Origin of the sequence: Seohaeicola saemankumensis (genome assembly GCF_042678485.1) — a bacterium.
GTDB classification, from domain to species: domain Bacteria; phylum Pseudomonadota; class Alphaproteobacteria; order Rhodobacterales; family Rhodobacteraceae; genus Seohaeicola; species Seohaeicola saemankumensis.
This window is the reverse complement of the sequence record NZ_JBHTKR010000001.1, coordinates 609,819-635,046: the sequence shown is the minus strand read 5'-3', so window position 1 is coordinate 635,046 and position 25,228 is coordinate 609,819. Positions and strand designations below refer to the sequence as shown.

Annotated in this window: 26 protein-coding genes; 20 read left to right on the top strand and 6 right to left on the bottom strand. The window is 65.2% G+C overall.

The window, feature by feature from the left end:
• Positions 1–19 precede the first annotated feature (19 nt).
• The 16 genes from ACFQ3C_RS03010 (at position 20) to ACFQ3C_RS02935 (ending at position 14,499) form a co-directional block, all read left to right on the top strand.
• Positions 20–700 (top strand): orotate phosphoribosyltransferase, encoded by a 681-nt coding sequence (locus tag ACFQ3C_RS03010; RefSeq protein WP_380788945.1) that lies wholly within the window; start codon positions 20–22, stop codon positions 698–700.
• 303 nt (positions 701–1,003) lie between these two features.
• Complete coding sequence (locus tag ACFQ3C_RS03005; protein WP_380788944.1) at positions 1,004–2,503, top strand: replicative DNA helicase; 1,500 nt, start codon at positions 1,004–1,006, stop codon at positions 2,501–2,503.
• A 188-nt stretch (positions 2,504–2,691) separates the two neighbouring features.
• Positions 2,692–3,735 (top strand): alanine racemase, encoded by a 1,044-nt coding sequence (alr, locus tag ACFQ3C_RS03000; protein ID WP_380788943.1) that lies wholly within the window; start codon positions 2,692–2,694, stop codon positions 3,733–3,735.
• The gene (locus ACFQ3C_RS02995; protein ID WP_380788942.1) at positions 3,732–4,514 is read left to right on the top strand and encodes an MlaE family ABC transporter permease; all 783 of its coding nucleotides are present in this window, start codon (positions 3,732–3,734) and stop codon (positions 4,512–4,514) included. The genes alr and ACFQ3C_RS02995 overlap by 4 nt, the downstream gene beginning before the upstream one ends.
• A complete protein-coding gene (locus ACFQ3C_RS02990; RefSeq protein ID WP_380788941.1) occupies positions 4,511–5,257 on the top strand; it encodes an ABC transporter ATP-binding protein in 747 nt (248 codons plus the stop codon). The genes ACFQ3C_RS02995 and ACFQ3C_RS02990 overlap by 4 nt, the downstream gene beginning before the upstream one ends.
• On the top strand, positions 5,254–5,643 hold the full coding sequence (locus tag ACFQ3C_RS02985; RefSeq protein ID WP_380788940.1) for a hypothetical protein: 390 nt from the start codon (positions 5,254–5,256) through the stop codon (positions 5,641–5,643). The genes ACFQ3C_RS02990 and ACFQ3C_RS02985 overlap by 4 nt, the downstream gene beginning before the upstream one ends.
• A 61-nt stretch (positions 5,644–5,704) precedes the next feature.
• Entirely contained in the window at positions 5,705–6,133 is a 429-nt protein-coding gene (locus ACFQ3C_RS02980) for a paraquat-inducible protein A (protein ID WP_380789114.1), read from the top strand.
• A 152-nt stretch (positions 6,134–6,285) separates the two neighbouring features.
• On the top strand, positions 6,286–7,650 hold the full coding sequence (gene radA / locus ACFQ3C_RS02975; RefSeq protein ID WP_380788939.1) for a DNA repair protein RadA: 1,365 nt from the start codon (positions 6,286–6,288) through the stop codon (positions 7,648–7,650).
• 27 nt (positions 7,651–7,677) lie between these two features.
• A complete protein-coding gene (locus ACFQ3C_RS02970; protein WP_380788938.1) occupies positions 7,678–8,238 on the top strand; it encodes a CvpA family protein in 561 nt (186 codons plus the stop codon).
• A 155-nt stretch (positions 8,239–8,393) separates the two neighbouring features.
• Entirely contained in the window at positions 8,394–9,872 is a 1,479-nt protein-coding gene (gene purF / locus ACFQ3C_RS02965; protein ID WP_380789113.1) for an amidophosphoribosyltransferase, read from the top strand.
• 214 nt (positions 9,873–10,086) lie between these two features.
• On the top strand, positions 10,087–10,353 hold the full coding sequence (locus tag ACFQ3C_RS02960) for an amidophosphoribosyltransferase (protein ID WP_380788937.1): 267 nt from the start codon (positions 10,087–10,089) through the stop codon (positions 10,351–10,353).
• Between the two features lie 110 nt (positions 10,354–10,463).
• Entirely contained in the window at positions 10,464–11,105 is a 642-nt protein-coding gene (locus ACFQ3C_RS02955; protein ID WP_380788936.1) for an SDR family NAD(P)-dependent oxidoreductase, read from the top strand.
• 159 nt (positions 11,106–11,264) lie between these two features.
• Complete coding sequence (locus ACFQ3C_RS02950; RefSeq protein WP_380788935.1) at positions 11,265–11,588, top strand: hypothetical protein; 324 nt, start codon at positions 11,265–11,267, stop codon at positions 11,586–11,588.
• Between the two features lie 86 nt (positions 11,589–11,674).
• On the top strand, positions 11,675–12,463 hold the full coding sequence (surE, locus tag ACFQ3C_RS02945) for a 5'/3'-nucleotidase SurE (protein WP_380788934.1): 789 nt from the start codon (positions 11,675–11,677) through the stop codon (positions 12,461–12,463).
• Complete coding sequence (locus ACFQ3C_RS02940) at positions 12,460–13,101, top strand: protein-L-isoaspartate(D-aspartate) O-methyltransferase (protein ID WP_380788933.1); 642 nt, start codon at positions 12,460–12,462, stop codon at positions 13,099–13,101. Before surE ends, ACFQ3C_RS02940 begins: the two co-directional genes overlap by 4 nt.
• Positions 13,102–13,239: 138 nt before the next feature.
• Positions 13,240–14,499: a peptidoglycan DD-metalloendopeptidase family protein gene (locus ACFQ3C_RS02935; RefSeq protein ID WP_380788932.1), complete on the top strand. Its 1,260-nt coding sequence runs from the start codon at positions 13,240–13,242 to the stop codon at positions 14,497–14,499.
• Between the two features lie 34 nt (positions 14,500–14,533).
• On the opposite strand, the gene ACFQ3C_RS02930 is transcribed toward ACFQ3C_RS02935, so the two are convergent.
• From ACFQ3C_RS02930 to ACFQ3C_RS02905, 6 genes are all read right to left on the bottom strand, one after another.
• A complete protein-coding gene (locus ACFQ3C_RS02930) occupies positions 14,534–15,382 on the bottom strand; it encodes an ATP-binding protein (RefSeq protein ID WP_380788931.1) in 849 nt (282 codons plus the stop codon).
• Positions 15,379–16,284: a twin-arginine translocase subunit TatC gene (gene tatC, locus ACFQ3C_RS02925; protein ID WP_380788930.1), complete on the bottom strand. Its 906-nt coding sequence runs from the start codon at positions 16,282–16,284 to the stop codon at positions 15,379–15,381. Before tatC ends, ACFQ3C_RS02930 begins: the two co-directional genes overlap by 4 nt.
• 3 nt (positions 16,285–16,287) lie before the next feature.
• Positions 16,288–16,854: a Sec-independent protein translocase protein TatB gene (tatB, locus tag ACFQ3C_RS02920; protein ID WP_380788929.1), complete on the bottom strand. Its 567-nt coding sequence runs from the start codon at positions 16,852–16,854 to the stop codon at positions 16,288–16,290.
• 3 nt (positions 16,855–16,857) lie between these two features.
• A complete protein-coding gene (locus ACFQ3C_RS02915) occupies positions 16,858–17,073 on the bottom strand; it encodes a twin-arginine translocase TatA/TatE family subunit (protein ID WP_380788928.1) in 216 nt (71 codons plus the stop codon).
• Positions 17,074–17,308: 235 nt separating this feature from the next.
• Complete coding sequence (locus ACFQ3C_RS02910; protein WP_380788927.1) at positions 17,309–18,424, bottom strand: ABC transporter ATP-binding protein; 1,116 nt, start codon at positions 18,422–18,424, stop codon at positions 17,309–17,311.
• A 180-nt stretch (positions 18,425–18,604) separates the two neighbouring features.
• Positions 18,605–19,384: an SDR family oxidoreductase gene (locus ACFQ3C_RS02905; protein WP_380788926.1), complete on the bottom strand. Its 780-nt coding sequence runs from the start codon at positions 19,382–19,384 to the stop codon at positions 18,605–18,607.
• Positions 19,385–19,632: 248 nt separating this feature from the next.
• Between ACFQ3C_RS02905 and ACFQ3C_RS02900 the strand changes: the two genes are divergently transcribed.
• From ACFQ3C_RS02900 to ACFQ3C_RS02885, 4 genes are all read left to right on the top strand, one after another.
• Positions 19,633–20,658 carry a Hint domain-containing protein gene (locus ACFQ3C_RS02900; protein ID WP_380788925.1) on the top strand — a complete coding sequence of 342 codons (1,026 nt, stop codon included), beginning with the start codon at positions 19,633–19,635 and terminating at the stop codon, positions 20,656–20,658.
• A 52-nt stretch (positions 20,659–20,710) separates the two neighbouring features.
• A complete protein-coding gene (locus ACFQ3C_RS02895; protein WP_380788924.1) occupies positions 20,711–22,318 on the top strand; it encodes a peptide chain release factor 3 in 1,608 nt (535 codons plus the stop codon).
• A gap of 112 nt (positions 22,319–22,430) precedes the next feature.
• Entirely contained in the window at positions 22,431–24,179 is a 1,749-nt protein-coding gene (locus ACFQ3C_RS02890; RefSeq protein WP_380788923.1) for a glycosyltransferase family 2 protein, read from the top strand.
• 5 nt (positions 24,180–24,184) lie between these two features.
• Positions 24,185–25,144, top strand: coding sequence for a glycosyltransferase family 2 protein (locus ACFQ3C_RS02885; protein ID WP_380788922.1), 960 nt, complete (start codon positions 24,185–24,187; stop codon positions 25,142–25,144).
• Positions 25,145–25,228 lie beyond the last annotated feature (84 nt).

The window sequence follows — 25,228 nt, the reverse complement described above, 5'->3', positions numbered from 1 at the left end:
CGATCAGAAGGACACGCTCATGATTCCCTCCTCCTACCCTTCCGCGCAGGAAATGGCGCGCCTGACCGCGCGGATGCTGCTGGAAATCAAGGCCGTGCATTTCAACTCGGACGAGCCTTTCATCTTCGCCAGCGGTCTGCCCTCGCCGGTCTATATCGATTGCCGCAAGCTGATCTCCTATCCGCGCATCCGCGCCACGCTGATGGATTTCCTGACCGTCACGGTAATGCGCAACGCCGGTTTCGAGGCTTTCGACAACATCGCGGGTGGCGAGACGGCGGGCATTCCCTTTGCCGCGCTGGTGGCCGAACGCATGGCCCTGCCGATGACCTATGTGCGCAAGAAACCCAAGGGTTACGGCCGCAACGCCCGGATCGAGGGCGCGATGACCGAGGGCGAGCGCGTGCTGCTGGTCGAGGACCTGACCACCGATGGCGGCTCCAAGCTCAGCTTCGTCGATGCGATTCGCGAAACCGGCGCATCCTGCGGGCATACTGCGGTGATCTTCTACTACGGGATCTTCCCGCAGACCGAAAAGGTGCTGGCCGATCATGGGGTCGCGCTGCATTACCTGTGCACCTGGTGGGATGTTCTGGCCGAGGCGCGCGCCTCGGGCGCCTTCGACGAGGCGACCATGGTCGAGGTCGAGGCCTTCCTGACCGCCCCCGACGCCTGGCGCGAGGCCCGCGCCGGAAAGTAACGCGCGCGCCTGGCAGCGGCCGAAAGGACCCGCGACGCACAGCCATCCGGCAGCGGACGCGCAACGGGCAGGCAGCGGGCGGGCACTGGCCAGCCACAAGTCGGACAGGGGTCAGGCCGGCGTCGCACCGCGCAGGCATGGCCGTCAGATCATCAACATGTTGACCTGCGCCCCCCGCAGGCCGCATGATGCGGTATGGTTCGGACAGGGTCAGGGATATGCACAGCCTATCCCCAGAAACATACAATTTGCTCTCGGCCTTCGCGCTTTCTATGACACTGGCTTGGGATGACAGGGACGATCATGAACACGATAACCGCATTCAACGCCACCGGCACCGTTGTCCAGGACCCCGACACGATGCCCCACTCGATCGAGGCCGAGCAGCAATTGCTGGGCGCGATCCTGACCAATAACGACGTCTATGACCGTGTCGCACAGATCATCGGGGCACAGCATTTCTTTGACCCGGTACATGCGCGCATCTTCGAGGTGGCGGCCGCCCGTATCGCCAAGAACAACCTGGCCTCGCCCGTCACGCTGAAGGCGTTTTTCGACGGCGACTCGGGGCTCGAGGAACTGGGCGGGCCGGCCTACCTGGCGCGGCTGGCGGGCGCGGCGATCTCGGCCTATGCGGTGCGCGATTACGCGCAGATGATCTATGACCTGGCGATCCGGCGCGAACTGATCGGGCTGGGGCGCGACATCGTGGCCAAGGCCGCCAAGGTGGATATCGCATCCGAGCCGCGCGAACAGATCGTCGAGGCGGAACAGGCGCTCTACAAGCTCAGCGAACAGGGCAAGGCGGATTCGGGTTTCGTGTCCTTCCTGCGCGCGGTTACAGATGCGGTGAACGTGGCCAACGCGGCCTATCAGCGTGAAGGCGGGCTGGCGGGCATCTCCACCGGCCTGATGGACATGGACAAGAAACTGGGCGGCCTGCACAAGTCCGACCTTCTGATCCTGGCGGGCCGTCCGTCGATGGGCAAGACATCGTTGGCGACCAACATCGCCTTCAACGTGGCCAAGGCCTACAAGCGCGGCATGCTGCCCGACGGGCATGAAGGCACGGTGGAAGGCGGCGTTGTCGGCTTTTACAGCCTGGAAATGAGCGCCGAACAGCTGGCCGCGCGGATCCTGTCCGAAGCGGCCGAAGTGCCCAGCGAACAGATCCGGCGCGGCGACATGACCGAGGGCGAGTTCCGCCGCTTTGTCGAAGCCGCCAAATCGCTCGAGGCCTGCCCGCTCTATATCGACGACACCCCGGCCCTGCCGATCAGCCAGCTGGCCGCCCGCGCCCGCCGCCTGAAACGGACCCATGGGCTGGACCTGCTGATCGTGGACTATCTTCAGCTGGTGCGCGGCGCTGGTAAGTCCGAGAACCGGGTCAACGAGATCTCCGAGATCACGATGGGCCTCAAGGCCATCGCCAAGGAGCTGAACATCCCCGTGATCGCACTGTCGCAGCTCAGCCGCCAGGTCGAAAACCGCGAGGACAAGCGCCCGCAGCTGAGCGATCTGCGCGAATCCGGCTCGATCGAACAGGACGCCGACGTGGTGATGTTCGTGTTCCGCGAGGAATACTACAAGGAACGCGAGAAGCCGGGCGATCACGAGCTGGAAAAGATGGCCACCTGGCAGGCCGAAATGGAACGCCTGCACGGCAAGGCCGAGGTCGTCATCGGCAAGCAGCGCCACGGCCCCATCGGCACCGTCGAACTGAGCTTCGAGGGCCGCTTCACCCGCTTCGGCAACCTGGTCAAGCCCTGGCAGCAGGGCAGCGGCGAGGACGTGGGATTCTGAAACGGGCGCGCGGGGGGGCTGTCTGCCCCCCGTCCCTGCGGGACTCCCCCCGAGGATATTTGACGCAAGAAGAAGCACGCGGCGCCTTCCTGCTTCTTCTTGCAAAAAATATCCATTCGCGCGGCCTGCCGGGCGCGCGCCGTCCGATTTGGCCTTGACCTTGGAAGCCTGCATGCCACAACGACGCCATGACCGCAGCCAGCCTGACCATTGATCTTGACGCGCTGACCGCCAATTGGCGGGCGCTTGATGCTGCCTCGGGGTCGGGTGTCGAAACCGCCGCCGTGATCAAGGCGGGCGCCTATGGGCTGGGCGCGGGCCGCGTGGGGCGCGCTCTGGCGCGGGCGGGCGCGCGGCGCTTCTTCGTGGCCGTGACGGAAGAGGCGGCCGAGCTGCGCGAGGCATTGGGGCCAGGCCCAGAAATCAACGTCTTTTCAGGGCATATGGCGGGCGATACGGACCGCATCCATGACCTGCATCTGACGCCGATGATCAATTCCATCGACCAGATGCTGCGCCATGTCGAGGCGTTGCCGGGGCATCCTTTCGGGGTGCAGCTGGACAGCGGCATGAACCGGCTGGGGATGGAGCCCGCCGAATGGGCGGGCCTGCGCGACATCGCGCTGGCGCAGAACATCACCCTGCTCATGTCGCATCTGGCCTGCGCGGACGAGCCAGATCATCCGATGAACGCGGCCCAGCTGGCCAGTTTCCGCGCTATGACGGACGGGGTGGATGTGCCGCGTTCGCTGGCTGCGACGGGCGGCATATTGCTGGGGCCCGCCTATCATTTCGACCTGACCCGTCCCGGCATCGGGCTTTACGGTGGCGCGCCCTTCGCGCAGGCCCAACCCGTGGCCCATGTCAGCCTGCCCGTGATCCAGACCCGCGTGGTGGAAGCGGGCGAAACCGTGGGCTATGGCAATGCCTGGACCGCCACGCAGCCGATCCGTCTGGCCACCGTTGCGGCGGGCTATGCCGATGGCATCCACCGGGCGCTGTCCAGGGGCTTGACCCTTTACGCGGGCGATACGCCCTGCCCGGTGCGCGGGCGGATATCGATGGACCTGATCACCGTTGACATCACCGGCCTGTCCGAAACGCCGGCAGCGCTGGATCTGCTGAACCATGTTCAGACCGTCGATACGCTGGCGGACCTGGCCGGCACCATCGGCTACGAGATCCTGACATCACTGGGGCGGCGCTATCAGCGGCGCTATAGTGGCGCATGAACCTGCTGTCGCCCATCGCCCGGCTGGGCCGTTCGGTCATGGTGCTTCTGGCCGCCATCGGGCGGTTTGCCATCTTTACCGCGCAGACGATCAGCCACCTTGTGCGGCCGCCCTTTTATCCGCGCGAATTCGGCCATGCCCTGATGCAGATCGGCTATTTCTCGTTGCCGGTGGTCGGGATGACTGCACTGTTCACCGGGGGCGCGCTGGCCTTGCAGATCTATGCCGGCGGGTCGCGCTTCTCGGCCGAGGCCGTCGTGCCCCAGATCGTGGCCATCGGCATGGTGCGCGAGCTTGGCCCCGTGCTGGTGGGTCTAATGATCGCGGCGCGGGTCACATCGAGCATCGCCGCCGAGATCGCCACGATGAAGGTGACCGAGCAGATCGACGCGCTGGTCACGCTATCCACCCATCCGATGAAATACCTGACCCTGCCCCGGGTTCTGGCGGCGACGCTGGTGATGCCGCTGCTGGTGGGCGTGGGCGACGTGATCGGGATCTACGGCGGCTTCCTTGTGGGAACCGAAAGGCTGGGCTTCAACGCGACCACCTACCTCAAGAATACCGCCGATTTCCTCGAGATGCGGGACATCGTCTCGTCGCTGGCCAAGGGTGCGGTCTTCGGCTTCATCGCCGCGCTGATGGGCTGCTATTACGGCATGAATTCCGCGCGTGGCGCGATGGGCGTGGGACGGGCGACCAAGGGATCCGTGGTGGCCGCCGCCGTGCTGATCCTGGCCGCCAACTTCCTGCTGACGGAGGCGTTTTTCTCGGCATGATCAGGCTGACCGACGTTCACAAGGCCTTCGGGTCCAACCGTGTGCTGCAAGGGGTGAACCTTGATGTGCCCAAGGGTACGTCGATGGTGATCATCGGCGGGTCGGGCACGGGCAAGTCGGTGATGCTGAAATGCGTCCTTGGCCTGGCGACACCGGACAGCGGCATGATCGAAGTGGATGGCGCGGATGTGCGCCGGGGCGACCGTGACGCCTTTCTGGCGCGGTTCGGGATGCTGTTCCAGGGCGGCGCGCTGTTCGATTCGCTGCCCGTCTGGCAGAACGTGGCGTTCCGGCTGATGCGCGGCGCGCTCAAGCGTCCCAAGGACGAGGCCCGCGAGATCGCGATCGAAAAGCTGCGCCGCGTCGGCCTGAAACCGGACGTGGCCGACAAGCTGCCTGCCGAATTGTCGGGCGGGATGCAAAAGCGCGTGGGCCTGGCCCGCGCCATCGCCGCCGCGCCCGAGATCATCTTTTTCGACGAACCCACGACCGGGCTGGACCCGATCATGGCCGGCGTGATCAACGAACTGATCCGCGAGATCGTGACCGAGATGGGCGCGACCGCCATGACCATCACCCATGACATGTCATCGGTCCGTGCCATCGCCGACAATGTCGCGATGCTGCATGAGGGGGTCATCAAATGGACAGGCCCGGTCACGCAGATGGACGCATCGGGCGATCCTTACGTGGACCAGTTCATCCACGGCCGCGCAGAGGGGCCGATCGAGGCGGTGCGATGAGCCCGCTGTTCGAGCCAAGCCCGATCCTTCTGGCCTTTCTGGCCGTCAAGACAACGCTGTATCTTCCCGCCTTGCTGCTGCTGGCCCTGTTGCGCGCACTGGTCGCGTCCGGCCCCGCACGGGCCATGGCGGTTTTGGCGCTGCTTGTGGCCCTTGCGGGTATCACCGCGCGCTTTGTTCCGCCGCTGCTGGGGCTGAGCGGCGGCACCGCGGCGCAGGCCGCCTATGCCCTGGCCAACGCGGGCAATGGCATGGCGCTGCCCTTGGTGGCCTCTGCGCTGATGCTGGGCTCGGGCCTTCTGGCCGGAACGCGCTGGCGCTGGATCGACCTGCTGCACCTTCTGCTGCTGGCAGCCCTGTGCGCTCTATGGCTGGCCAGCGCGTGACGCAGCCTGGCAGATCGACCTTGACCGCAGCGCGGGGACGGGTCTGACTGGGGCCATGCACATGATCTTGCGGATCGCCAACCTGTCGCTTCTGCTGCTTTATCCGGTGGCCTGGGTTGCCCCTCTGCTGCACGCGCAGGTGCTGCCCTTCTTCGGCGGGCGCGATATCTCGGTCATCTCGGGGCTGCGCGCACTATGGGCCGAGGATGTGTTTCTGGCCGTCGTGGTGGCGGTCTTCGCGCTGGTGGCGCCGATCCTGAAGACCCTTGGCCTTGCGCTGATCCAGGCCCGCAGGCTGCCCCGGCGGCTGATGCCGGTGGTCACGGTCCTTGGCCGTCTGGCCATGGCCGACATTTTCCTTGTCGCGCTCTACATCGTGTTGGCCAAGGGCATGGGTGTGGGCCGGTTGGAGGTTGGATGGGGGCTGTACCTGTTCACCTTCTGCGTGCTGGCCTCATGGATCATATCGCAGCTTGAAACGAAACATTGATGGTCAGTTACGGCTATTGTTTCTTAACTGGAAATAATAGCCCGCGAAAACGCGATCAGGTGACCGTTGCGGCGGGTCCGCGCGGCAGAACCGCACCCCTGCCCCCGCATTGAGGGTTTGACCGCCCCGCGCGGCTGGGGCATCACTGACGCATGGCAAAATCCAACAGTTTCTCGTGCAACGCTTGCGGCGCATCCTTCAACAAATGGTCCGGGCGCTGTGACGCCTGCGGGGCCTGGAACACCATCGTGGAAGAGGCACCGCTGTCGGCGGGCCCCGCGTCGAAATCGCTGGGCGCCAGGCGTGGCGCGCCGATCCGCCTGACGGATCTGGCAACCGAAGAGGCCCCGCCCCCGCGCACCAATTCAGGCATATCCGAACTGGACCGCGTTCTGGGCGGCGGGCTGGTCCCGTCCAGCGCCATTCTGGTGGGGGGTGATCCGGGCATCGGCAAATCGACGCTGCTGCTTCAGGCCGCGGCGCGCTTCGCGCAGGCGGGGCTCAAGACGATCTATGTCTCGGGCGAGGAAGCCTCGGCCCAGGTCAGGATGCGGGCGCAGCGGCTTGGGCTGGCGGATGCGCCGGTGCAACTGGCGGCCGCCACCAACCTGCGCGACATCCTGACAACGCTGGAGGCTGAAAAGCCGCAACTGGCCGTGATCGATTCGATCCAGACCATGTGGGCCGACAATGTCGAAAGCGCGCCGGGATCGGTCAGCCAGGTGCGCGCCGCCGCGCATGAGCTGACGACCTTCGCCAAGACGCGCAACATGTCGGTGATCCTTGTGGGTCATGTCACCAAGGACGGGCAGATCGCGGGCCCCCGCGTGGTCGAGCATATGGTCGATACGGTCCTCTATTTCGAGGGCGAGCGCGGGCATCAGTTCCGCATCCTGCGCGCGGTCAAGAACCGGTTCGGCCCCGCGGACGAGATCGGCGTGTTCGAAATGACGGGCGCGGGTCTGGCCGAGGTCGTGAACCCATCCGCGCTGTTTTTGTCCGAACGCGGTCAACCCAGCCCCGGATCGGTTGTCTTTGCGGGGGTCGAGGGCACGCGCCCGCTGCTGGTCGAATTTCAGGCGCTGGTGGCCCCTTCGCCCCATTCACAACCGCGCCGGTCGGTCGTGGGCTGGGATGGCGGGCGTCTGGCGATGATCCTGGCGGTGCTGGAGGCGCGCTGCGGCATTCCCTTTACCGGGCTTGACGTCTATCTGAACGTGGCGGGCGGCATGAAAGTGACCGAACCCGCCGCCGACCTGGCGGTCGCCGCGGCCCTGCTCAGTGCGCGCGAGGACGCGGCCTTGCCGGCGGAAACGGTGATTTTCGGCGAAATCAGCCTGTCCGGGGCCCTGCGACCGGTCAGTCAGACTGAAAACAGGTTGAAAGAGGCTCAAAAACTTGGTTTCACAGCAGCCATCGCGCCTTCGGGTGGCAAACCCGGCGCGGACAGCGGTATGACCTTGACACGCATGGGTGATCTGACCGCCTTTGTAGGTGAAGTATTCGGCGCGGGTTAAGCGTCACAAGGCAAGGAACGGGACGACATGGAAGGCTTTACCCTTATCGACGGCGTGGTGGCCGCGATCATCGTGGTCTCGGCGCTGCTGGCCTATAGCCGCGGCTTCGTGCGCGAGTCACTGGCGATTGTCGGCTGGATCGTGTCGGCACTGCTGGCCTTCATGTTTGCGCCGCAGGTGCAGCCGCTGGTCAAGGAAATCCCGGTTGTGGGCGCGATGATCGCCGACAGTTGCGAATTGTCCATCATCGCGGCCTTCGGCGCGGTCTTTGCCATTGCCCTTGTGGTCACATCCCTGTTCACGCCGCTGTTTTCCAGTCTGGTGCAACGCTCGGTTCTGGGCGGGCTGGATCAGGGCGCGGGCTTTCTGTTCGGGGTGCTGCGTGGCATCCTGTTGGTCGCCGTTGCCTTCTTTGCCTATGAAACCGTGGTATCGGCACAAGAGATCGCGATGATCGACGACAGCCGTTCGGCGCGGGTCTTTGCCAACCTGACCGGCCAGATCGGGGAACGGAACCCCGATCAGGCGCTGGGATGGATCGCGCAGCAATATGAATCCCTGGTAAGCGTCTGCGAGACCCCGCAATAAACAGCCCGAATTCCGGGCTGAAGCGGGGTTTGCGACGCGATGCCGGACATGTGAGCCCTTTGCCAGTGTGATCCTTTCGTGACACTGCCGCGCGGACCCCGTAAGAGGGGGCTGTGCCAAGCCCTACGGATTCGGAGCCTGCCTTGTCCAAACAGATGCCTCCCGCCCATCCTTTCGATTTCGACGCCTATGGCGATGAGAGCGATGACAAGCTGCACGAGGAATGCGGCGTCTTCGGCGTGCTTGGCGTGACCGATGCGGCCAATTTCGTGGCCCTCGGCCTGCACGCGCTTCAGCATCGCGGCCAGGAGGCGGGCGGGATCGTCTGCCACCATCCCGAACATGGCTTCAACTCGGCCCACCGTTTTGGCTATGTGCGCGACAGCTTCACCTCGCAGACACTGATGCAGACGCTGCCCGGCCCCCTGGCCATCGGGCATGTGCGCTATTCCACCGCCGGATCGAAAGGCGCCGTCATCCGCGACGTGCAGCCCTTCTTCGGCGAATTTTCCGTAGGCGGGGCCGCGATTGCCCATAACGGCAACATCACCAATGCCGATGCCCTGCGCCGCGAGCTGATCGAGCGCGGCTCGATCTTCCAGTCCAGCAGCGACAGCGAATGCATCATCCACCTGATGGCGCGGTCCCTGCAGCGCAATATCGCGGAGCGCATGGAAGACGCGCTGCGCCGGGTTGAAGGCGCCTTTTCCGTGGTTGCCATGACCCGCACCAAGCTGATCGGTGTGCGCGACCCGCTTGGCGTGCGCCCGCTGGTGCTGGGCCGGATCGCAGATGGATGGGTGCTGTCATCCGAGACCTGCGCGCTGGACATCATCGGCGCCGAATTCATCCGCGAGATCGAACCCGGCGAAATGGTCGTGATCGACCAGAAGAACGGGCTGGAAAGCCGCTTTCCCTTCCGCAAGCAATCCCCACGCTTCTGCATCTTCGAACATGTCTATTTCTCGCGCCCCGACAGCATCATCGGCGGGCGTTCGGTCTATGAGACGCGCCGCCAGATCGGTGTGGAACTGGCCCGCGAAGCGCCGCAGGATGCGGACCTTGTCTGCCCGGTGCCCGACAGCGGCACGCCCGCGGCCATCGGTTTTGCCCATGAAAGCGGCATACCCTATGGCATGGGCATCATCCGTAACCAGTATATGGGCCGGACCTTCATCGAACCTACCGAGAGCATCCGCAACATGGGTGTGCGGTTGAAGCTGAACGTGAACCGCGCCCTGATCCGCGGCAAGCGGGTGATTCTCGTGGACGATTCGGTCGTGCGCGGCACCACCAGCCGCAAGATCAAGGAAATGATCCTGGATGCGGGCGCCAAGGAGGTGCATTTCCGCATCGCTTCCCCGCCCACATCATGGCCCTGTTTCTACGGTGTGGACACACCGCAGCGCGACAAGCTGCTGGCCGCCACCATGTCGGAAGAGGAAATGCGCGAACATCTTGCGGTCGACAGCCTCAAGTTCATTTCGCTGGACGGGCTTTATCGCGCCGTGGGCGAGGCGCAGGGGCGCAATGCGAAATGTCCGCAGTATTGCGATGCCTGTTTCTCGGGGGAATACCCGGTTGCGCCCTCGGACATGATCGAAAAGGGCTTTCAGCTGAAGGCGGCCGAATAGCCCCCAGATCGCCGACAAGTCCGCCCGCGCAAGGCACCCTGACAATCCGTCGCAGCCGCCCTGGCCGCTGCGCGCGAAACCACGCCCATCCCGTCACCAGACAGGCAAGCTGCCGCCGAACCTTCAGGGGCGACGCGCGGTGGCCCTTTCCCTGCCCGCCCAACCATGGCAGATCGCGCAGCGGAAAAGACCTTGAACAAGGCGCGACACAGGCATGAGCACCACCGACGACACCACCCCGACCACACCCAAGACCGAAGGCGCGGCCACGCTGGAAGGGGTCTTGCCGCTGCACGGCATCACCCTTCTGGGCACGGTCGTGGCCGGCGACGCATCGCGCGCGCTGATCCGCGCGGGCGACGGGACAATCACCCAGGTCCGTCCCGGCGACAGGATCGGACAGGCCACGCTTCTGGTCATCGAACCGGGGCTGATCCATCTGAGCCGCGATGGCGAGACGCAAGCCCTGGCCATGCCCTGATCGGGGGGCGTCTCGCGCGCAGGGGTCGGCGCGCGCAGGGCATGCCCCCTTGACCTTGGCCCCGCGCTCGCCCAAACCCGGCAGGACCGCATCCCGCAAGGAGAGCAGAGATGTCCGACAAGATCGCCCTCATCACCGGAGCTTCGCGCGGGCTGGGCGCCGCCCTGGCCGAAGCCCTGGCCGCCACCCATCATATCGTGGCCGTCGCCCGCACCACGGGCGCCCTAGAAGAGCTGGACGACCGCATCAAGGCGGCCGGTGGCCAGGCGACGCTGGCGCCCATGGACGTGACCAAGCCCGATGCCATGGCGCAGCTGTGCCGGTCGATCCATGACCGCTGGGGCCAGATCGACCTTTGGGCGCATACGGCGGTACATGCCGCCCCGCTGTCGCCCGCCAACGTCATCGACGCGCGCGACTGGGACAAATCGGTGGCCTGCAACGTGACCGCCACGGGCCAGTTGATCCCCTATATCGCCCCCTTGCTGGGCGAACAGGGCAGCGCGCTGTTCTTTGACGATCCGCGCGCAGGGCAGAAATTCTTCGGCGCTTATGGCGCGACCAAGGCCGCACAGATCGCCCTGGCGCGAAGCTGGGCGGCCGAGACCCTCAAGACCGGGCCACGCGTGCATGTGCTGACCCCTGCCCCCATGGCCACCGCCACGCGCGCCCGCTTTTTCCCCGGCGAAGACCGTGCGCCGCTGGCCCATCCCCGAGACGAGGCCGCGCGCCTTCTGGCCAGCCTGGGCTGAACGCAGGCCCGCAAAAGCAAGACCTTGCAGTCGGGCAAGAAACGGCCCGTTTGAACGACAGGCACCTGCCATCGCCCTGATCACGCCTTGATCACGCTGGTGCGCCTTGGTCATCCGCAAGCAGACAGTCGACGTGTAACGAGTGATGTGAGTCCGAAAATGAACAAGAAGCCCGACTTTTTTCTTTGGGTCGATCCGAACTATGTGGCCGAAACCGCAAGGCAGGTGGGCTGGCATCTGCATGGCTGCCTGTTCGAACTGACCATGCAGACGGCCGAAACGAACGGACAGATCGACATTGACCAGGCGGTCGGCTTGCTGGCGTCGGCCCTTCAAATCGATCGGACGGCGGCGCGGCAGGCGATCCTTGATCTTCTGGACAGGGGCCAGTTGTCGCGTGATGGCGATCTGCTGACGCTGACGGCCTTTGGCACACATATCGTGCCCGACTATGACGATTGGGAACCGACCGCGAAGGCCTGATGCCAGGGCAAGCTTTCCCTGCCCTGCCTTCTTGCCCCTGACGCCCTGCTCCTCTACACCATGAAAAAAGGTGAAACGGGGCAGGCATGCGCATTCTCATTACCAATGATGACGGGATCAACGCACCGGGTCTGGCCGTTCTGGAACGTATCGCCGCCGATCTTGCCGGACCGGATGGCGAGGTCTGGGTCGTGGCCCCCGCCTTTGAACAATCGGGCGTCGCCCATTGCATCAGCTACACCCATCCGATGATGATCGCCAAACTGGGCGAGCGCCGCTTTGCCGCCGAAGGCAGCCCGGCAGATTGCGTGCTGGCGGGCATTCATGACGTCATGGGAGATGCCCGCCCCGACCTGGTGCTGTCGGGTGTCAACCGGGGCAACAACTCGGCCGAGAATGCGCTTTATTCGGGCACGCTGGGCGGCGCGATGGAAGCCGCGCTGCAACGCATCCCGGCCATGGCCCTGTCGCAATATCTGGGCCCGTCGAATTTCGCCGCGCCCGATCCGTTCGAGGCCGCCGCCGTGCATGGCCCCGCCCTGATCCGCAAGCTGCTGGCGGCCACGCCGCGCATCGAAGACGACACCGATTACCGGGTCTTCTACAACATCAACTTTCCCCCGGTCCTGGCCGAAGCCGTGCGCGGCGCGCGGGTGGTTCCGCAGGGCTTTCGCCGCAACACCCGCTTTTCGGTGGAACCGCACCTGTCCCCCTCGGGGCGGCGCTTTCTATGGATCAAGGGCGGCGAGCAGCATGTGCCGACCCTGCCCGGCACCGATGCCGCCGTGAACCTGGATGGCTATATCTCGGTCACGCCGATGCGCGCGGACCTGACCGCGCATGACCTTCTGGATCAGCTGAAAGGCATCGAATGAGCGACGAGGCGGAACGCAAGATGCAGTTCCTCTATGCCCTGCGCTCCAAGGGGGTGACGGACAGCCGTGTGTTGACCGCCATGGAAAAGATCGACCGCGGCCCCTTCATCCGCGGCCTCTTTGCCGAACGCGCCTATGAAGACATGCCGCTGCCCATCGCCTGTGGCCAGACTATCAGCCAGCCCTCTGTCGTGGGCCTCATGACACAGGCCCTCCAGGTCAGCCCGCGCGATACCGTGCTCGAGGTGGGTACGGGGTCGGGGTATCAGGCCGCGATCCTCGCGCAGTTGGCGCGGCGGGTCTACACGGTCGACCGTCACCGCCGCCTGGTGCAGGAGGCGCGCGTGCTGTTCGATGCGCTTCAACTCAGCAATATCACGGCCTTCACCGCCGATGGCAGCCATGGCCTGCCAGATCAGGCGCCGTTTGATCGCATTCTCGTGACCGCCGCCGCCGAGGACCCGCCCGGCCCCCTCTTGGCCCAGTTGAAAATCGGGGGTATCATGGTTCTGCCGGTCGGTCAGTCCGACACGGTACAAAGCCTGATCCGCGTGACCCGTCACGAGACCGGGTTCGATTATGATGAATTGCGACCCGTCCGCTTCGTGCCTTTGGTCGAAGGGCTGGGACGCGACTGAAACGACAGACCAGCGCCGGGACTGACAGGCAAACGGCGCCGGTCTGGCACAGACGACGGGACACTGCCCCAGATGCCCTGGGGATTGCGACGCCATAAGGAAAGCCCCGGCACAAGGGGCAGGACAGAGGAAATCGAGATGCCCCATACCAGCCGCCTTGACCGTCATGCCCTGCCCGCGGGGCAATTCCTGCGCCGCGCGATCCTGACCGGAACCGCCCTTGGCCTTCTGGCAGCCTGCGACAGGCCGCTGGATTTCGACTTGCGCGGCAATTTCGGCAATACGCTTGATACCGCCGAAGCCTCGCGGCAGCCCGTGGCCAATCGCCCGGCACCCGATGCGCGCGGCGTCATCTCCTATCCGAATTACCAGGTGGCCGTGGCGCGCCAAGGCGATACCGTTACCGATCTGGCCACCCGCGTGGGCGTCAGCCCTGACGAGCTGGCCCGTTTCAACGGCCTGCGCCCCGCCGACCCGTTGCGCCCGGACGAGATCGTGGCCCTGCCGCGCCGGGTTGCCGAACCCTCGCCCGCAACCGGCGGCTTCGGCGCGATCCAGCCGCCGGGCACCGACATCACCGCCCTGGCCAGCAGTGCGATCGACCGCGCGGGCGGATCGTCTGTCAGCACCACGACCCTGCCCCCGGCCGCTGGCGCGACCACATCTGCCGCAACGCCTGCGGCCGCTGCCGTGCGCCCGCAGGTCGGACTTGAACCCACCCGCCACAAGGTCGTGCGCGGGGAAACCGCCTTTACCGTCTCGCGGCTCTATAATGTATCCGTCCGGTCGCTGGCCGAATGGAACGGTCTGGGCCCCGATTACACCATCCGCGAGGGCCAGTATCTGCTGATCCCCGTGCCGGATGCCGAAGCGCCCGCGCGCCCCGCCGCCGTTGTCGCGGCACCCGGTACAGGGTCGGTGACGCCGGTGCCGCCATCCTCTGCCACGCCCCTGCCGGCGGCGACCCCGCCCGCCGCAGCCACGCCCGCACCGGCCACCGCCGCGCCCAACCTGGGCGCAACCCAGACCCCGGCCGCACGTAACGCGCAGCTGGCAACACCTGTGCAGGGTTCGGTCATCCGCGATTACCAGAAAGGCAAGAACGAGGGGCTTGATATTCAGGCCCCCTCGGGCACGCCCATCGTGGCCGCCGAAGCCGGCACAGTCGCCGCCATCACCGCCAGCGCCGATCAGGTTCCGATCATCGTGATCAGGCACCCGGACAACCTGTTGACGGTCTATGCCAATGTCGAAGGCGCGACGGTCAAGAAGGACGACAAGGTCACGCGGGGCCAGAAGATCGCGCAGATCCGCGCGGGCAGCTCGAATTACCTGCATTTCGAGGTCCGCAAAGGCTTCGACAGCGTCGATCCCACACCTTACCTGGCGCCGCGCTGACCGCTGGCGCGCGGCCGGGGCAGGCCCAAGGCGCTCAGGCTCCGGTCAGGCTGATCCCGTGGCGTCCGGCAAGATCGGTCACGAATTGCCAGGCCACGCGGCCCGAACGTGATCCGCGCGTGGCCTGCCATTCGATCGCTTCCGCGCGCAGCTGATCCTCGGGCAGCGTGATCCCGAAAGCCGTGCAATAGCCACGGATCATGTCCAGGAACTGATCCTGATCGCAGGCATGGAACCCCAGCCACAGCCCGAACCGATCCGAAAGCGAGACTTTCTCCTCGACGGCTTCCGAAGGGTTGATCGCGCTGGAGCGTTCATTCTCGATCATGTCGCGCGGCATCAGGTGGCGCCGGTTCGACGTGGCATAGAACAGCACGTTCTCGGGCCGGCCTTCGATCCCGCCATCCAGCACCGCCTTGAGCGACTTGTAATGCTGATCGTCATGGCTGAACGACAGGTCGTCACAGAACAGCACGAACCGTTCCGGCCGGGTCCGCAACATGTTCAGCAGACGCGCCACCGAAGGCAGGTCTTCGCGTTGCAGCTCGACCAGCTTGAGGGGCAGGCCCCGTGCCCGAACAGCGGCATGCACCGCCTTGACAAGGCTGGATTTTCCCATGCCGCGCGCGCCCCACAGAAGGGCATTGTTCGCCGGAAGCCCCTTCGCGAAATGCAGCGTGTTCTCCAGCAGCGTATCGCGGGCGCGGTCCACGCCGACCAGCAGATCCAGCGCGACACGCGCCACCTGTGGCACAGGTTCCAGCCGGTCAGGTTCGACATGCCAGACAAACGCTTCGGCCGCGTCGAAATCGGGGGCCACAACGGGCGCCGGTGCCAGCCGCTCCAACGCCTCGGCGATACGTTTCAGGGTCTTTCCGCTCACTTGCTCTTGTCCTCGGCCTCTGCATCGCGTGCCAGATCCTCGTCGAACTCACGCATCAGCGGATCTTCATCCTCGTCGTCGTAATACCCCTCGGCACGCAACTTCGCCTCGCGCTGGGTTTCGACGCGGCGCACCAGGAAAATCGAAATCTCGTAAAGCCCGTAGACCACGACGAACAGGATCACCTGGGTGATCACATCGGGCGGGGTCACCAGCGCCGCCAGGATCAGGATCGCGACCACGGCATATTTGCGCACATTGCCCAGACCTTCAGAACTGACCAGCCCCGCCTTGCCCATCAGAGTCAGCAAGACCGGCAACTGGAAGCACAGACCGAAGGCAACGATGAACTTGATGGTCAGGCTCAGGTATTCCTGGGCCGAGCCCTGGAAGGCGATGCCCGCCACCGCATTGCCTGCCGGCGCCTGATCCCCCAGGATCGTGCCCGGCTGCTGGAAGCCCAGGAAGAAATCGAAGGCCAGCGGGGTGACGACGTAAAAGGCAAAGGCCGAGCCAAGGAAGAACATGAAGGGCGAGGCCAGAAGAAAAGGCAGGAATGCCCCCTTTTCTGACTTGTAAAGCCCCGGCGCCACGAAGCGCCACAGCTGATAGGCGATATAGGGGAAGGACAGCATCAGCCCCCCCAGAAGCGAGATCGACACGGCGACAAAGAAACCTTCCTGCAGCCGGATCAGGATCAGTCCGCAATCCTCATGACCACGCTCGGCCATGGCCGAACACAGCGGATGGGTCAGGAAGTTGAAGATCGGGTTCCAGACCGTGAAGCAGATCACCATGGCGATGATGAAGGCCACCGCCGAATGGATCAGCCGCGTGCGCAGCTCTGCCAGATGCTCGATCAGCGGTGCGCTGCTGTCTTCGATCTCGTCTTGATTGGTCATGATCTACTCTTGAGACGTCGGATCGGCAGCTTTTGCCTTGCTCCGGGGTTTCGCAGCCGGCTTTGCCGCCGCTGCGGCTTTGGGCTGGGCCGCAGCTGGTGTTGCGGGCTTGGCGGTCTTGCCAGCGGCCGGTTTCGACGCCTTCGATGGCGCTTTGGCCGCAGCCGCCTGGGCGGTATCGGCAGCCGTGCGCGCCGCCTCGGCCTTGGCCGAAACCGCCTTCGCGCTGGTCTGTTCGCGCAGCTTGGCCGCGGCCTCGGCACGTTCGGCCGCCAGCTTGGCGGTCTCGGTGCCGGGCTTCCAGGATTTCAGCTCGTCCGTGGCTTCGCGGATCTTGTCCAGCCCCATCTTCTTGGGGTCGGCCACGGTCTTGAGGCTCTTGGCGACATCCCGCACGCCGGTCTCATCTGCCGCATCTTCCATTGCCCGGCTGAATTCCCGTGCCATGCCCCGCGCCTTGCCAACAAAGCGCCCGACATTACGGAACAGCACCGGCAGGTCTTTCGGCCCCACCACGATCAACGCGACGACGCCAATGAGCAGAAGCTCGGTCCAGCCAAGGTCGAACATGGATCAGACCTTGTCTTTCTCTTTCTCGGGGGTGACATCGCGCGCAACTTCGCCGGTGCCATCCTCCAGTTCCTTGGAACCGTCGCTCACGCCCTTCTTGAAGGCTGTGATCCCCTTGCCAACCTCGCCCATGAGCGAGCTGATCTTGCCGCGCCCGAAAAGCACCAGCACGACCACCGCGATCAGCAGAAGACCCGGAAGTCCGATATTGTTCAGCATAGCATTTCTCCCTTGCTTGGCCCCGTGCGGTCGGCGCCGCCGCTGCCATCACCCAACACATCTAATGACGAACCGCGCCGGTTGGAAGGACCAAAGCGGCGCGGATCAGGGGTTTTTGCGCCCTGACCCTGATAACGCGCGCCACAATCCGCCTATTCCCTGCCCGCTGTTTCTTCTTGCCCGAAATATCCCCGCCGGAGGCATCCGCCCGCCCTGCCAGGACCCCGCGCCCGCGTCAGCGCACCGGAAAGACAAAGCAGCGATCCCGCCGGATCATCAGCCAAAGCGGCTTGCCGGGCTGGGGCAGAAAGACATTGGGCACCGTCGCCTTGAGGATCGAGCCGTCGTGATCCATCCGGATCTCGACAAGGCTTTCGCTGCCCATGAAACGCGCGCGCATCACCTCGCCCCGCGCGGCGACACCGTCCTGCACCGTGGGGTTGGGGCCGCGCCCGCCCCGGTCCAGGTCGATCTTGATATGCTGCGGGCGGATCACGATCTCGACGGCGGCCCCGTCCGGCACGCCGGGGGCCAGGAACTGGCCGAAGGGCGTATTGGTCAGCGCGCCGCGCACCGTGCCCCGGATCACGTTGATATCGCTGAAGAACGCCACCGCGTCACGGTCCTTGGGGGCGTTGTAGATATTGTAGGGCGCGCCTTGCTGCACGATGCGGCCCGCGCGCATCAGCGCGATCTCGTCGGCCATGCGCATCGCCTCGTCGGGCTCATGCGTGACCAGCAGGACGGCGGCGTCCTCCTGTTTCAGGATCTCCAGCGTCTGGTCGCGAATGTCATCCCGCAGGCGGTTGTCCAGACCGGAAAACGGCTCGTCCATCAGCATGATCCGCGGGCGCGGCGCCAGCGCGCGCGCCAGCGCGACGCGCTGCTGTTCGCCGCCCGACAGCGAATGCGGATAGGCGTCGATGAAGCGGCGCAGGCCGACGCGGCCCAGCAGTTCCTCGACCCTGGCGCGGCGCGCCTCGCGCGGGCCGCTCAGCCCGAAGGCCACGTTTTCGGCCACGCTGAGATGGGGAAAAAGCGCGAAATCCTGGAACATCAACCCGATCGCCCTGCGTTCGGGGGGCACCCGGAACACCGTGTCGCAGATCAGCGAACCATCGACCCAGATCTCGCCCGTGTCCTGCATCTCGACCCCGGCGATCATCCGCAGCGTCGTGGACTTTCCGCAGCCTGACGGGCCCAGCAGACAGGTCACCTGACCCGGCATGACCCTGAGGGACACGTCATCGACAACCGCCACACCGTCGAACTGGCGGCGCAGATTGCGGATCTCGAGCCGTGGCACGGGGGCTGCGGCACGCGGGGCGGTCTGTGTCGGGGAGTCTGGCACGCGGCTATTTCCGATCAATACAGTCGGGAAAGGGGATTATCAGGGCCCGCGCCGCGCCGCAAGCCTGTTGCGGAGGCCCGCCCGCAGGACGGGGGGCTGTCCGCCCCCCGATGATGAACTGCGTTCAACACCCCCCGAGGATATTTGCAGCAAGAAGAACCGGGCGCGCCGCGGGTGCGATCAGATCGTGGCGTTCGTCGCGCCACCATCCAGCAGGATGTTCTGCCCCACGATGAAGCCCGCATGGACCGAGCAGAGAAAGGCGCAGGCCGCGCCGAATTCCGCGGCGGTGCCATAGCGGCCCGCCGGGATCGTGGCGGCGCGGCGCGTGCGCGCCTCGTCCAGGGAGATGCCCTGCGCCTTGGCCACGCCGCCATCCAGCGCATCGGCGCGGTCGGTGGCATGGATACCGGGCAGCAGGTTGTTAATGATGACGCCCTTGCCCGCCACCTGGCGCGCGGTGCCCGCGACATAGCCGGTCAGCCCGGTGCGCGCGGCATTGCTGAGGCCCAGCTGCGGAATCGGGGCCTTGACCGATTGCGAGGTGATGTTGACGACACGGCCCCAGCCGCGATCGATCATGCCGGGCATCAGCGCCTTCATCAGCGCGATCGGCGTCAGCATGTTGGAATCGAGCGCGCGGATGAAATCGTCACGGTCCCAGTCGGACCACAGACCCGGCGGGGGACCGCCTGCATTGGTGACAAGGATATCCACACCCGATGCGGCCTCGATCACGGCGGCGCGGCCGTTCTCGGTGGTCACATCTGCGGCGACCGTCTCGACCTCGACACCGAAATCCTCGCGGATCGCCGCTGCCGCCGCCTCAAGCGCCTCGACACCGCGCGCATTCATCACCAGATGCGCGCCCGCCTCGGCCAGGGCGCGGGCACAGCCAAGACCCAATCCCTTGCTTGACGCACAGACCAGCGCGCGTTTTCCCTTGATCCCCAGATCCATGTCTTTCTCCTTTTTTCGCTGCCCGGACCCTTGTCCGGCCGGCCCGGTGCGCCCTGACTAGCATTGCCGCGCAAGGAAATGCCAGCAAAAGGCCAGAGCGTTGACCGCGTCGTGACATAATCCTATTCTAATCCTCCAGAGGATCCGCGCCACAAGGCATCTTCATGACGCGCGGGTCCCGGGCACAGGCCCGTTCACAAGTATCAAGACACTGACCAGTTGATAGCCGATAGGTTGCCCGGAACATGATGGATACGTACAAACCTTCCGACCTGTCCGAAACCGCCTTTGCGGTGCCCGTCATGCCGGCGGCCGCCTTTCGGGTCGTGGCAGGCGCCAATCTGGATGATCCGCTGTCCTTTGCCGACGACCTGATCCACGACGACACCTATGCCCTGGGGCGCAACGCCGCCACACGCCGCCTGTCCCTTGTCCCCGAGGGTCCCGCGCGGTTCCGCGTCGCCTTGGATTCGGTGGCGGGACAGCCCGGCGCACTCGTGCATCTGGACAGCAGCCTGACCTTCATGTCGCAGGATGGCGAGACAACCGAGATCCTTGTGCTGGTCGAAGTCGATGCCGCGGGTGACGTGACCGAGGTGCATGCCCTGCCGCTGGTCCCCCTTCAGCCCAAGCTCCGCTATACGCTGGTGACCATCGACACCCAGAATGCCGTGACCCGCCTGGCCCAGATCGCCTGCGTGTCCTTCGCGCGCGGAACCCATATCACCATGGCCTCGGGCGAGCAGCGCCCGATCGAGGATCTGCGCCCCGGCGACCTGATCCTGACCCGCGACGACGGCCCGCAGGAAATCCGCTGGATCGGTCTGACGACGCTGCGCGCCAGCGGTGAACAGGCGCCGATCCTGATCAAGGCGGGCACGCTGCACAATGCCAATGACCTGCTTGTCAGCCCCGATCACCGGCTGTTCATCTATCAGCGCGCGGATATCCTGGGCGCGGGGCGCGCCGAACTGCTGGTGCGCGCGCGCCATCTTGTCAACGGCGTCACCGTCTCTCGCCAGGAAGGCGGCTTTGTCGATTATTTCCAGATCCTGTTCGACCGGCACCAGATCATCTACGCAGAAGGGATCGCGGCCGAAACCCTGATGCTGGACAAACGCACCCAGCCCGCCCTGCCTGCGGACCTGGCCGAAGCGCTGGTGCAAAAGCCGGGTGGCCACCAATCCGGCAGCGTCGACGGTTTCGAAGTCTCGAAACAGTTGCTGGACATGCCTGATGCGGCCGAAGCCCTGCGCCGCGCGTCGCTGGGCTGAGACGCGCCTGATTTCCTTGCCTTTGCGCGCGCGCCTGCCTATACGCGCGCTCATGTTGGACACCGCCCCGAACCGCCCCGCCCTGCCGCCCGAGATTGCCCGCCGCCGGACCTTTGCGATCATCTCGCATCCCGACGCCGGCAAGACCACGCTGACTGAAAAATTCCTGCTGTTCGGCGGTGCGATCCAGATGGCCGGACAGGTCCGCGCCAAAGGCGAGGCGCGGCGGACGCGATCGGATTTCATGCAGATGGAAAAGGACCGGGGCATTTCGGTCTCGGCATCGGCGATGTCGTTCGATTTCAAGACGTTCCGCTTCAACCTTGTCGACACACCCGGACATAGCGACTTTTCCGAGGATACCTATCGCACGCTGACGGCGGTGGATGCGGCCGTGATGGTGATCGACGGGGCCAAGGGTGTGGAAAGCCAGACCCGCAAGCTGTTCGAGGTCTGCCGCCTGCGCGATCTGCCGATCCTGACCTTCTGCAACAAGATGGACCGCGAAAGCCGCGACACCTTCGACATCATCGACGAGATCCAGGAAAACCTGGCCATCGACGTGACGCCGGCCAGCTGGCCCATCGGGACCGGGCGCGACTTCATCGGCTGCTACGACATGCTGCGCGACCGGCTGGAGCTGATGGACCGCGCCGACCGCAACGTGGTTGCGGAATCGATCGAGATCAACGGGCTGGACGATCCGCGCCTGGGCGATCACGTGCCCGCCGCCCTGCTGGACAAGCTGCGCGAAGAGGTCGAGATGGCGCGCGAACTGCTGCCCGCGCTGGACATCAAGGCGGTGCAGGACGGCAGCATGACGCCGATCTGGTTCGGCTCTGCCATCAACTCGTTCGGGGTCAAGGAACTGATGGACGGCATCGGCACCCTGGGGCCAGAGCCGCAGCCGCAGCGCGCCGAGCCACGCATGATCCTGCCTGAAGAACCCAAGGTCACAGGCTTTGTCTTCAAGGTTCAGGCAAACATGGACCCCAAGCACCGCGACCGTGTGGCCTTTGTGCGGCTGGCCTCGGGGCATTTCATCCGGGGCATGAAACTGACCCATGTGCGCAGCAAGAAACCGATGACGATCAGCAACCCGGTGATGTTCCTGGCCTCGGACCGCGAGCTGGCCGAAGAGGCATGGGCCGGTGACATCATCGGCATCCCGAACCACGGGCAATTGCGGATCGGTGACACGCTGACCGAGGGCGAGGCGCTGCGCGTGACGGGCATTCCGTCCTTTGCGCCCGAATTGCTGCAAACCTGCCGCGCGGGCGATCCGATGAAGGCCAAGCATCTGGAAAAGGCGCTGATGCAATTCGCCGAAGAAGGTGCGGCAAAGGTGTTCAAGCCGGCCTTCGGATCGGGCTTTATCGTCGGCGTCGTGGGGGCCCTGCAATTCGAGGTGCTGGCCAGCCGGATCGAGCTGGAATACGGGCTTCCCGTCCGCTTCGAGCCGTCGCAGTTCACATCGGCGCGCTGGGTCAGCGGCAGCCGACAAGCCGTTGAAAAGTTTGTGAATGTCAACAAGCAGCATATCGCGCATGACCATGATGGCGACATCGTCTATCTGACGCGGCTGCAATGGGACATCGACCGTATCGAACGCGATTACCCGGATGTGACGCTGACCGCGACCAAGGAAATGATGGTCTGACGCAAGCTGGCCGCGGCGCGCCATTGCAGCCGGGCCGCAGCGCGGCACAATCTGCCTTGCGCCCCTCGGCGCGGGCTTGCGCGGCGCCCCGCAGCTGACCATTCTATGCGGCATGAGTGATACCAGTGCCCCCACCTATCCCGGCGGTTTCGCCGCCATCCTGACCCAGATGGAGGGGCGGCGCGATCCTTTCACCTATGAGGATGGCGAGGCGCTGCCCCCGCTTGATGTCGATCTTGCCCCGCTCAAGCTGGCGCGGGTGGACGGGCGCGCCCTGTCTGTCGAGGGATCGAAATCCACCTATGCCCGCAAGCTGCGCGAACTCAGCCAGGAATTCGACGGCCTGCCCGCGTTGATGCTGCTGCATGGGCTGCTGATCGCCCATCTGCGCCGCCGCACCGCGCCTGACCATGCCGGCCCGCTGTTTCTGCGGCTTTGGGCCGAGGAATCGGACTGGTTGCTGCAACGCCTCGATGCGCGCTGGCTGGTCTCGGCCATCACGACTTTCGGCGATCATGGCGCAACCGAAACGCAGCGCCGCCTTGGCCAGTCGATCAGCGTGATGTTCGCGATGATGAAGCTCTATGAAACCGAGCGCGTCTATTCCGGTGCCGATCCCACCCGGCCTTTCGACTGGTCCAAGCGCAAGATCCCGCCGCTGGCCATGCAGATGGATGCCTATGCCCTGGCGGCAGGCGGTCTGGATGTGAACATGCTGGGCCGCCTGTGGCAGGATTCGGACGGCGATCCGGTGATCGCCCCGCTGGCGCGCCACCTGCTGGATCTGCTGATCGCCGATGACCGCACCGTGTTTCGCCGCTTGCGGCTGATGCGCCAGCACCGTGAAAAGGCACAGAAAGCCGAGGGAATTCGCCCCAGGCGCGGCCATGCCGCCCCCTCTGCCCATATCCCGGTACCCGCGCGGGCCGTGGCGCGCGACCCCGACACGCTGCGCTGGGGCACCGTGTCGCTGGTCAAGGCGCCGCTTGCGCGGATCGCCGGATTCGCGGCGCATCATCTGGACATGGGCGCGCATCGGCTGCACATCCATCTGGACGAGCCGCACCCCGAGGCCGCGGCCTTCCTGTCGCGTCATCCCGGGATCGAGGTCACGACCTGCGATGCCACCTGGTGGTCGGGCCAGAAGAAACCGCGCATGAAGGCCCATCAGCTGCGCCAGGCCTGGGTCGCGACCCAGACCTATCACCGCACTGATCTGGATTTCCTGGCCCATGTCGATGTGGATGAATTCATCCTCTCCGCCACGGCCCTGACACCTGCCCTGGCCAACCTGCCCGCCGATATCGCGGCCGTGCATCTGCCGCCGGCGGAATTGCTGGCAGGCACCACCGATCGTTTCAAGTTGACCCCGCACCATGCCGGACAGGAAAAAGCGGTGCTGGAAGACATCTATCCCAATTTCGGCGGCCATCTGCGCGGCGGCTTCATCAGCCACCGCGAGGGCAAATTGATCGTGCGCTGCGGGATCCCCGGCACCCGCCTCGGGCTGCACGCGCTGTTGCTGAACGGGCATCCCGCCAGCAACCGCTTGGCCCTGCCCGATGTGATCCTGGGCCATGCCCATGCGCCCGACTGGGATACGTTCCAGCAGCATCTGGCGTTCCGCATGACGCAAGGATCCTACCGCAAGACCGACGACGAGGTGCTGGGCCTGCGCGACATCCTTGAGCTGCTGCGCGACGAAGAAGGAGAGGCCGGGTTGCGAAGCTTCTTCACCGAAGTCTGCGAAGGCACCGACCGCCTGATGCAGGCATTGGACGCGCATGGGATGCTGGTGCGCGCGCCGCTGGACCTCGACCAGAAGATAAAGCGCGTTTTCGGCGCAATTCCAAAAGGTTGATCGCCATGCCCGATGCGGATCATCTGCCCCGATGGGGGATCGTGTCGACCATCAAGGCACCCGTGGACACGATATGCGCCTTCGCCGCGCATCACCTGGAACTGGGGGCGCACCGTCTGTTTCTCTATCTGGATGACGACAACCAGGCAGCTTTTCGCATCCTCAAGACCCACCCCAAGATACGGCCCGTCCTGACCGATGCCACCTATTGGCAGTCATTGGGCATGAAACGGCGCGCCAAACACCAGTCGCGCCAGTTCGAGAACGCCCGCCACGCCTATGGCCGCGCGTCCGATCTGGATTGGCTGGCCCATATCGACGTGGATGAGTTCCTGCTGCCGGCCCGCCCGCTGGGCGCGCAGTTGGCCGATCTGCCGCAGGATTGCCTCTGCGCGCGCATCCGCCCGATCGAGGCCCTGGCCCCGCAGGACCCCGGCCAGCCCCTTTTCGCCAAGGCCTTTGCCCTGGACCGCGCCACGCGCAACCGGCAGACCGAGGCGCTTTACCCCGATTACGGCGCCCATCTGAACGGAGGCTTCCTGAGCCATGTGGCCGGCAAGATGATCTATCGCACCGGCGTGCCCGACCTGAAGGTGAATATCCACAACATCACCGTGAGCGAGGTGCAGAACCCCGGCCAGCAGGAATTGACCGACACCGACCTTCTGCATTGCCATGCCAAAAGCTGGGCGGATTTCATCGCCGCCTTCCATTACCGGCTGGACAAGGGCAGCTACAGGTCCGAATTGAAGCCCAACCGCCCTGCCGATCAGGGTGGCCTGACCCTGCACGAACTGTTCGGCACCCTGCATGCGACCGAGGGCGAGACAGGTTTGCGCCGCTTCTACGATCAGGTGTGCAGCGCCACACCGGCGCATCTGGCCGCGCTTGAGGCGCAAGGTCTGCTGCGTCGGCCCGTGCTGGACCTGCCCGGCGCGGTGGCCCGCCACTTTCCCGCGACCTGAATCATGCGCTCAACGCCCTGATCCCCTGCTCTCATTGACCGCAGGTGCGCTTTGCGCTATGGCCTGCGCGGGGATCATATATGT

Bases quoted from the DNA above. Each gene is read 5' to 3' on its own strand.
- ACFQ3C_RS03010 (WP_380788945.1), top strand. From the start codon at position 20: ATGATTCCCTCCTCCTACCCTTCCGCGCAGGAAATGGCGCGCCTGACC.
- ACFQ3C_RS03005 (WP_380788944.1), top strand. From the start codon at position 1,004: ATGAACACGATAACCGCATTCAACGCCACCGGCACCGTTGTCCAGGAC.
- alr (WP_380788943.1), top strand. From the start codon at position 2,692: ATGACCGCAGCCAGCCTGACCATTGATCTTGACGCGCTGACCGCCAAT.
- ACFQ3C_RS02995 (WP_380788942.1), top strand. From the start codon at position 3,732: ATGAACCTGCTGTCGCCCATCGCCCGGCTGGGCCGTTCGGTCATGGTG.
- ACFQ3C_RS02990 (WP_380788941.1), top strand. From the start codon at position 4,511: ATGATCAGGCTGACCGACGTTCACAAGGCCTTCGGGTCCAACCGTGTG.
- ACFQ3C_RS02985 (WP_380788940.1), top strand. From the start codon at position 5,254: ATGAGCCCGCTGTTCGAGCCAAGCCCGATCCTTCTGGCCTTTCTGGCC.
- ACFQ3C_RS02980 (WP_380789114.1), top strand. From the start codon at position 5,705: ATGATCTTGCGGATCGCCAACCTGTCGCTTCTGCTGCTTTATCCGGTG.
- radA (WP_380788939.1), top strand. From the start codon at position 6,286: ATGGCAAAATCCAACAGTTTCTCGTGCAACGCTTGCGGCGCATCCTTC.
- ACFQ3C_RS02970 (WP_380788938.1), top strand. From the start codon at position 7,678: ATGGAAGGCTTTACCCTTATCGACGGCGTGGTGGCCGCGATCATCGTG.
- purF (WP_380789113.1), top strand. From the start codon at position 8,394: ATGCCTCCCGCCCATCCTTTCGATTTCGACGCCTATGGCGATGAGAGC.
- ACFQ3C_RS02960 (WP_380788937.1), top strand. From the start codon at position 10,087: ATGAGCACCACCGACGACACCACCCCGACCACACCCAAGACCGAAGGC.
- ACFQ3C_RS02955 (WP_380788936.1), top strand. From the start codon at position 10,464: ATGTCCGACAAGATCGCCCTCATCACCGGAGCTTCGCGCGGGCTGGGC.
- ACFQ3C_RS02950 (WP_380788935.1), top strand. From the start codon at position 11,265: ATGAACAAGAAGCCCGACTTTTTTCTTTGGGTCGATCCGAACTATGTG.
- surE (WP_380788934.1), top strand. From the start codon at position 11,675: ATGCGCATTCTCATTACCAATGATGACGGGATCAACGCACCGGGTCTG.
- ACFQ3C_RS02940 (WP_380788933.1), top strand. From the start codon at position 12,460: ATGAGCGACGAGGCGGAACGCAAGATGCAGTTCCTCTATGCCCTGCGC.
- ACFQ3C_RS02935 (WP_380788932.1), top strand. From the start codon at position 13,240: ATGCCCCATACCAGCCGCCTTGACCGTCATGCCCTGCCCGCGGGGCAA.
- tatC (WP_380788930.1), bottom strand. From the start codon at position 16,284: ATGACCAATCAAGACGAGATCGAAGACAGCAGCGCACCGCTGATCGAG.
- tatB (WP_380788929.1), bottom strand. From the start codon at position 16,854: ATGTTCGACCTTGGCTGGACCGAGCTTCTGCTCATTGGCGTCGTCGCG.
- ACFQ3C_RS02915 (WP_380788928.1), bottom strand. From the start codon at position 17,073: ATGCTGAACAATATCGGACTTCCGGGTCTTCTGCTGATCGCGGTGGTC.
- ACFQ3C_RS02905 (WP_380788926.1), bottom strand. From the start codon at position 19,384: ATGGATCTGGGGATCAAGGGAAAACGCGCGCTGGTCTGTGCGTCAAGC.
- ACFQ3C_RS02900 (WP_380788925.1), top strand. From the start codon at position 19,633: ATGGATACGTACAAACCTTCCGACCTGTCCGAAACCGCCTTTGCGGTG.
- ACFQ3C_RS02895 (WP_380788924.1), top strand. From the start codon at position 20,711: ATGTTGGACACCGCCCCGAACCGCCCCGCCCTGCCGCCCGAGATTGCC.
- ACFQ3C_RS02890 (WP_380788923.1), top strand. From the start codon at position 22,431: ATGAGTGATACCAGTGCCCCCACCTATCCCGGCGGTTTCGCCGCCATC.
- ACFQ3C_RS02885 (WP_380788922.1), top strand. From the start codon at position 24,185: ATGCCCGATGCGGATCATCTGCCCCGATGGGGGATCGTGTCGACCATC.